6 protein-coding genes are annotated in these 7129 nt (G+C 72.2%); 3 read left to right on the plus strand and 3 right to left on the minus strand.

Annotated elements, in window-relative coordinates:
• Positions 1 to 57: 57 nt before the first annotated feature.
• Positions 58 to 978: a RimK family alpha-L-glutamate ligase gene (locus ACFTWP_RS07965; protein WP_380263382.1), complete on the plus strand. Its 921-nt coding sequence runs from the start codon at positions 58 to 60 to the stop codon at positions 976 to 978.
• A complete protein-coding gene (locus tag ACFTWP_RS07970) occupies positions 978 to 2039 on the plus strand; it encodes an LLM class flavin-dependent oxidoreductase (RefSeq protein WP_380263383.1) in 1062 nt (353 codons plus the stop codon). The genes ACFTWP_RS07965 and ACFTWP_RS07970 overlap by 1 nt, the downstream gene beginning before the upstream one ends.
• 370 nt (positions 2040 to 2409) lie before the next feature.
• Here ACFTWP_RS07970 and ACFTWP_RS07975 read toward each other — a convergent pair whose 3' ends face one another.
• From ACFTWP_RS07975 to ACFTWP_RS07985, 3 genes are all read right to left on the minus strand, one after another.
• A complete protein-coding gene (locus tag ACFTWP_RS07975) occupies positions 2410 to 3117 on the minus strand; it encodes an HAD family hydrolase (protein WP_380263384.1) in 708 nt (235 codons plus the stop codon).
• 87 nt (positions 3118 to 3204) lie between these two features.
• A complete protein-coding gene (locus tag ACFTWP_RS07980; protein ID WP_380263385.1) occupies positions 3205 to 4152 on the minus strand; it encodes an aldo/keto reductase in 948 nt (315 codons plus the stop codon).
• Positions 4153 to 4260: 108 nt separating this feature from the next.
• Positions 4261 to 5535: an ATP-grasp domain-containing protein gene (locus tag ACFTWP_RS07985; protein ID WP_380263386.1), complete on the minus strand. Its 1275-nt coding sequence runs from the start codon at positions 5533 to 5535 to the stop codon at positions 4261 to 4263.
• 552 nt (positions 5536 to 6087) lie between these two features.
• Between ACFTWP_RS07985 and ACFTWP_RS07990 the strand changes: the two genes are divergently transcribed.
• Positions 6088 to 7005: a 2-hydroxyacid dehydrogenase gene (locus ACFTWP_RS07990; protein WP_380263387.1), complete on the plus strand. Its 918-nt coding sequence runs from the start codon at positions 6088 to 6090 to the stop codon at positions 7003 to 7005.
• Positions 7006 to 7129: the final 124 nt, after the last annotated feature.

Here is a 7129-nt window from a genome sequence, read left to right on the forward strand (position 1 = left end):
CGACGGCCGGTGTTGTAGCCTCGCGTCAGGTCGGGGCGGCGGAGGGCGGTAGACCGGGTGAAGGCGTACGTGATCCACGAGAACCCCGACTGGTACCCGCCGTTGGCGGCGGCCTTCGAGGCCGAGGGCGTGCCGCACGAGCCGTGGCTGCTCGGCGAGGGCGTGCTCGACCTGGACGCCGAGCCGCCGCCCGGCGTCTTCTGGTCCAGGATGAGCGCCTCCGCGCACACCCGCGGCCACGCACTGGCCAGGGACCACACCCGGTCCGTGCTCAACTGGCTTGAGGCACACGGCCGCAGGGTCGTCAACGGACGCCGGGTGCTGGAGCTGGAGATGAGCAAGGTCGACCAGCTGACCGCGCTGCGCGCGGCCGGCATCGACGTCCCCCGCACCCTCGCCGTCGTCGGCCGCGACAGCCTCCTCCAGGCCGCCGCGACACTGCCCGCCCCCTTCATCGCCAAGCACAACCAGGGCGGCAAGGGGCTCGGGGTCGCCCTCTTCGAGAGCGTCGACGCCTTCGCCGAGCATCTCGCGGACCCGGACCACCAGCCGCCCGTGGACGGGATCACCCTGCTCCAGGAGTACCTGCGGGCCACCGAGCCGCGGATCACCCGCGTCGAGGTCGTGGACGGCGAGGTCGTGTACGCGCTCACCGCCGACACCGCCCGCGGCGGGTTCGAACTCTGCCCGGCCGAGGCCTGCGCCGTCGACGGCGGCCCGGCCGCACCGAGCCTGTTCGCCCTGCGCGAGGGCTTCGACCACCCGGTGCTGGGGCAGTACCTGGACTTCGCCCGCCGGCACGGCGTCGAGGTCGCCGGCTTCGAGTTTATCGAGACCACCGACGGGCGCCTGGTCACCTACGACGTCAACACCAACACCAACTACAACCCCGAGGTGGAGGCCGCCGCACCGCGCTCGGGACCACGGCAGGTGGCCCGCCTCCTGAAGCGGCTGATCACCGAGGAGGGCACCCCCTGATGCGCTACGGATACTGGATGCCGATCTTCGGCGGCTGGCTGCGCAACGTCCCGGACGAGCAGATGTCCATCGACTGGCCGTACCTGCGCGACCTCGCCGTCGCCAGCGAGCAGCACGGCTTCGACCTCACCCTGATCGCCGAGCTCAACCTCAACGACATCAAGGGGCACCACGCCCCCAGCATCGACGCCTGGACCCTCGCCCCGGCCGTCGCCGCGGTCACCACGCACCTGGAACTCATGCTCGCCGTGCGGCCCAACTACCACCAGCCCGCGCTCACCGCGAAGGCCCTGTCCACCCTCGACACCATCGCCCCCGGCCGGCTGAGCCTGAACGTCGTCTCGTCCTGGTGGAAGGACGAGGCCGCCCAGTACGGCGTCCCCTTCGACGTGCACGACGCCCGCTACGCCCGCACCGCCGAATGGCTGGAGGTACTGCACCGGCTGCTCACCGAGGAGTCGGTCACCCACCGCGGCGCCCTCTACGACCTCCGCGGCGCGGTCATGGAACCCAAACCGGCGCGCCGGCCCACCGTCTACATGGGCGGGGAGTCCCCCACCGCCAAGGACCTGATCTCCTCCCGCGGCGACGCCTACGTCATGCACGGCGACCCGCCGGAGACCATCGCCGCGAAGATCGCCGACATGCGCGCGCGCCGCGCGGCCCACGGCCTCGCACCGCTCACCTTCGGCGTCTCCGGCTACGTGATCTGCCGCGACACCGAACAGGAGGCCCGGGACGAGCTGCGCCGCATCCTGGACGTGCGCTCCTCCCCCGAGGCGTACGCCTCCTACCGGGACTTCGTGGAGGGATCGCACCTGGAGTCGGAGGTCTCCCTGGAGGAGTACAGCGTCTCCAACCGGGGCCTGCGCGCGGGCCTGATCGGCACCCCCGAGCAGATCACCGCGCGGATCGCCGCGTACGAGCAGGCGGGGGTCGATCTGCTGCTGCTCCAGTTCTCCCCCCAGCACCAGGAGATGGCGCGCTTCGGCCGCGACGTCATCGCCCCGGCGCGGGCCGCCTCCCCGGTGACGGCCGGTGGCGGCCGCCCGTCCCGGTGACGGGCGGACCCGGGCCACCGGCCGCCTCGTACGGCTCGCCGCACTCGTCGTACGCGAAGCGCGGCCGCCCGTCCTCGGCGTACAGGCTGTAGCCGCCGTCCCGGTCCCCGTGCGGGACCAGGACACCCTGGTCCGCCGCACCCTGCCCGGCGAGGTCGACCACGGTGTCGAAGGAGCGGAAGGAGATCGGCTCGGAGGAGCGGTAGCGCTCCGGCTCCGGGTTCCGGTCCGCGGGCGGGTTCGGGTGGTGGACGAAGCGGCCGAAGCAGCTGCGGGTGCACTCCGCGCCGCCCTCGCCGGTGCCGCCGTTGTCGGGGGTGAACAGGATGATGGTGTGGTCGAGTTCGCCCAGCGCACCTCGACGCGTCCCCTACGACCGCCCGTCACCCTCGTCGGCACCGACTCGCCGACCGGGGTGGAGCCGTGCACGGTGCGCGGCCGCCCTCCCCAGGATCGGGAACGCCTCGACGACGTTCTCCACGGTCTGGCCCGGCACCGCTCCCCCGGCCGCCGGCACCACCCCGCCCGACACCCAGATCGTCGACATGCCCACGGCCGCGCCGCCCGCGATGTCGTACTCCAGGGAGTCACCGACCATCCACCCGCCTTGGAGCCGGGCACCGGCTCGGTGCGCCACGATCCGGAAGACCTCCGGATCGGGCTTGCGGACCGCCTCGTCGTCGGCGAAGCACACCACGTCGAAGAGGTCCTGCAGCCCGTCGCGCATCTTCGGTCGCTGCTGGACCTCCGTACCGTTGGTCAGCAGCGCCGTCCGCCAACCGTGTTCGCGCAGCGACCGCAGGTTCTCCAGCACGCCGTCGAACACCCGGACCAGCTGCGGCATCCTCTCCGAGAAGAGCTGCCGGAGCTCGTCCGGCGACTCCCGGAATCCGAAACGGTCGACGATGGCGCGGAACGACTCGTCGGGCGGCACCGGCCGCTCCTGCTCCTGGCGCAGGAACGCCAGTCCGTCCGCTCCCAGCCTCCGCTGCTCCGCCAGTTCGACGAACCAGCGGTCGATCGCGCCGGTGCTGTCCACCAGCGTGTCGTCGAGATCGAAGATGGCGAACTTGCTCACGGGTGACCACGCATTCTCGCGGCGACGAACAGGGCTACAGGAAGGACGGGCAGAAGGGAGAGATCGCGGGCCGGGGAACGCCGGCGGTCACTCCCGGGCGCCCAGTGGCGCCGGGAGGGCGTCGAGCTCACCGAGCTCCTCCGGGGACAGCACGAGTTCGGCGGCCTCGACGTTCTGTTCCAGGTAGCGCGCCGTCTTGGTGCCCGGAATGGGGATCACGTACTCGCCCTGGGCCAGCAGCCACGCCAGGGCCACCTGGGCCGGCGTCGCGTCGTGGCGTTCGCCGACCGAGCGGACGACGTCCACCAACCGTGCGTTCGCGGCCAGGGACTGCGCGGCGAAACGTGGCATCTCGGAGCGGAAGTCGTCCTCGCCCAGATCGGACGGCGAGGAGTAGCGCCCGCTCAGCAGGCCGCTGCCGAGCGGGGAGTGGCACAGGAAGGCGATCCCGTGCTCGCCGCAGAACGGCACCACGTCACCCTGGAACTCCCGGGTGAACAGGGAGAACTCCGACTGCACGGCGGCCACCGGGTGGACTAGTCGGGCCCGGCGCAACTCGTCGAGCGACGCCTCGGACAGGCCGATGCCGCGTGCCTTTCCCTCGGCCACCAGCTCCGACAGCGCGCCCCAGCTCTCCTCGACCGGCACCAGCGGGTCGACGCGGTGGAGGAAGTAGAGGTCCACGTGGTCGGTCCGCAGCCGCCGCAGGCTGGCCTCCAGCGCGGAGCGGAGGTATTCGGGCCGCCCGTTCAGGGTGAACTCCCGCCCGTCGTAACGGACTCCGCCCTTGGTCGACAGCACGGCCCGCGCACGCCGCCCGGCCAGGGCGCGACCGACCAGTTCCTCGTTGCTGAACGGCCCGTACACGTCGGCCGTGTCGATGAGGTTCGCGCCGAGATCGAGCGCCCGGCGCACCACTTCCAGCGACGAACCGTCGTCCCGGTGCTGCGGGTCGTAGGCGAAGGACATGCCCATCGTGCCCAGGCCGATGCGGCCGACGACCGGCCCCCCGTCACCCAGCACCGTGGTACGCACGAATCAGTCCCCCTTCGGGATGTCGATCGGTCAGAACTGCTCGGTCAGGGCACGCCCGCCCGGAGGGGCACGCCACTCGGTCAGGGCCGCTCGCTCAGGGCCACTCGGTCAGAGCCGCTCGGTCAGGGCCCGGGACCGCAGTTCGACCAGCCGTTCGGGCTTCTCGAGGTCGGTCAGGACCTGGTCGGGGTCCTGACCCACGGCGATCACGTGGCCGTAGCGGGTCAGGAACTCGGCGGGGGGCAGGGCGAGTCGGTCGCCGGGAGCGGCGGTGACGCCCGTCTCGTGGACGGTCGGGCCGAAGCGCTCCTCGTGCACGACCACCTCGACGGTCTCGCAGGGCCCCTCGGGCAATAGGAACCGGATGCCGGCGGCCCTGCGGAACTTCGGAGCGGTGGCGGGCGCACGCCCGGCGGCGACGTCCGCGGCGGCGACGGTCGGGTCGACGCCGGTGGCCAGCAGGCCGAGGTAGGGGATGAGGTCCCCTCCCAGTCGGGCGTTGACCTCCACCAGGCGCGGCCCCCGGGGCGTCAGCTTGAACTCGGAGTGGGTCGCACCGTGGACGAAGCCCAACGCGCGGTGGATCTGTCGCAGCTGGCCCAGGAGTTCCTCGTCGGCGAGCAGCGGGTCGTCGGCGTCCACGTCGTGGCCGGTCTCCTCGAAGTACGGTTCGAGGCCGAGCCGTTTGCGAGCGAGGACGGTCGGTATGACCTCCCCGTCGTGGATGACCGCGTCGATGCTGATCTCCGGGCCGGTCAGGAACTCCTCCACCAGCACGTTCGCCGGGTGGCGCGGCAGGTTCGCGAAGTCCGCGCCGTCCGCGGCGGCGAAGGCCCCGGTGACGTCCTCGGGGCGGTCGGCGCGCACCACGCCGAAACTGCCGGCCAGCGCGCGTGCCTTGACGATGACCGGGTAGCCGATCCGCTCGGCCGCGGCGAGTGCCTCCTCGGCGGTGGTGACGGTGATCGAGGCGGGCTGGGGCACACCGGCGGCGGTGAGTACGGCGCGGGTGGCCGCCTTGTCGCGGCAGGCCTCGATGGTCTCGGGCGGGCTGCCGGGCAGTCCGAGGTCCCGGGCCAGGCGTGCGCAGCTGACCACCTGCGTCTCGTCGTAGGTGAAGACGCCGGCGACCGGCAGGGAGTCCACGACGGCCAGCGCCGCCCGGTGCACCGCCTCCGCGTCCCGGGTGTCGACCCGGGTGGCGCCCGCACAGTAAGGGAGTTGCCAGGTCGCCTCGGACGGGTCGAGGAGCCACAGGCGGTAGTGCCGCGAGACGGCGGCCAGGATGTACTCGCGATAGGGCCGGTACCCGCTACCGACGAGCAGGAGGACCGGGGCGTCCTGGGACGCGGTGCCGGCGGTGCGGACTGCCTGGTCGGTCATGAGGGTTCCTTTGCCGTTCACAGGAGGCCGCGCCCGTGCGGCCGGGAGGAATTCGCCCACATGATGGGAAGGCGGGCGGGAGCGGCATGACATTGCGGCACTTCCGAGTCCGGACGACTTCCTAGTCCGGGCGAGTTCCCGGAATTCCCCCGACGGGTTCCCGGAAGGACCGACCCGAGGCAGGTCCCCGTTATCGGGGCCGATCAGGAGGAGTCGGTGTCATCGCATTGCTTCGGCGGCCGCCCGTCGCGAAACGATGCCAACCGATCTTCATTCTCACCGGCCCACCGGGAGATGTCAACGGACTCCGGAGCAAGGGGCCCGCAATTCCCTTGATGTGTACCAACATGTCCGTGCTGACCTTCAACTATCCTGCTGGACAGCCTGTTTGGCCATCATCGTCAAGCAGTAGTGAGGGGCGGCGCGGGGCGATAATGTGCCGCGTATGGAACTTCACGCGGAGAACAAGAGCCGACCCCAGGCACTTCCCACTATCCGGGACATCGAGCGGTCACGGCATACCGGCACCGCGGTGCGGAAGGGGGCGGAATCGTGATCACGGTCTGGCTGCCCGAGGCGGAATCCGAAGAACTCATGGGCGGACTCCCGGCGGGATTCCGCGCCGATGTGTGGACCGGCGGCCCGGACCTCCCGAAGTCGACGGACACCGTCGAGGTCATCGTCCCGCCTTTCGAGGTCGCTGACGCGGAACTGGCCCGGCTCGCCGAACTGCCCCGGCTGAAGCTGGTGCAGTTGGAGTCCGTGGGGGTGGGGTGGATCAGTCCGTTCGTACCGGAGGGGGTCACCCTGTGCAACGCGCGGGGGGCGTACGACGGGGCGGTCGCCGAGTGGGTGGTCGGGGTCGTGCTGGCCCACCTGCTGCGGCTTCCGCGCTTCGAGCAGGCCCGGCGCGACGGACGGTGGGACTACGGCCGGACGGACACCCTGGAGGGCAAGTCCGTGCTGATCGTGGGCCATGGTTCGATCGGTTCGGCGCTGTCCCGGATGCTGGCCGGGTTCGACGTCGAGGTGGTGGGGGTGGCCCGGCAGGCCCGGCCCGGCGTGCACGGTGTCGAGGAGCTGCCCGACCTGCTCCCCGCGGCGGACATCGTGGTGCTGCTGCTGCCGCTGACCCCGGCCACCGCCGGCCTGGTGGACGCCGGGTTCCTGGGCCGGATGCGGGACGGCGCGCTGCTCGTGAACGCCGGCCGCGGCGCGGTCGTGGACACCGCGGCGCTGATCGACGAACTGCGCGACGGCCGCCTGTTCGCGGCACTCGACGTGACCGAGCCGGAGCCGCTGCCCGCCGGCCATCCGCTGTGGTCCGCGCCCGGGCTGCTGCTGACACCGCATGTCGCCGGGTCGAACGGCACGCCCGCCGTCCGGGCGATGGCTCTCGCCAAGGCCCAGTTGGAGCGCTACGCCCGCGGCGGGGAGCTGGTCAACGTGATCGGCGCGGAGGGCTACTGACGGGTCGTGGGGGGGGGGGGCCCCCCCCCGCGCCCCCCCCCCCCCCCCCCCCGGGGGGGGCGCCCCCCCGCGGGCCCCCCCCCGGGGGGGCGCCCCGGCCGGGGGGGGGGGGGGGCCCACCCCC

This window comes from Kitasatospora sp. NPDC057015 (assembly GCF_042673745.1).
Taxonomy (GTDB): domain Bacteria; phylum Actinomycetota; class Actinomycetes; order Streptomycetales; family Streptomycetaceae; genus Kitasatospora.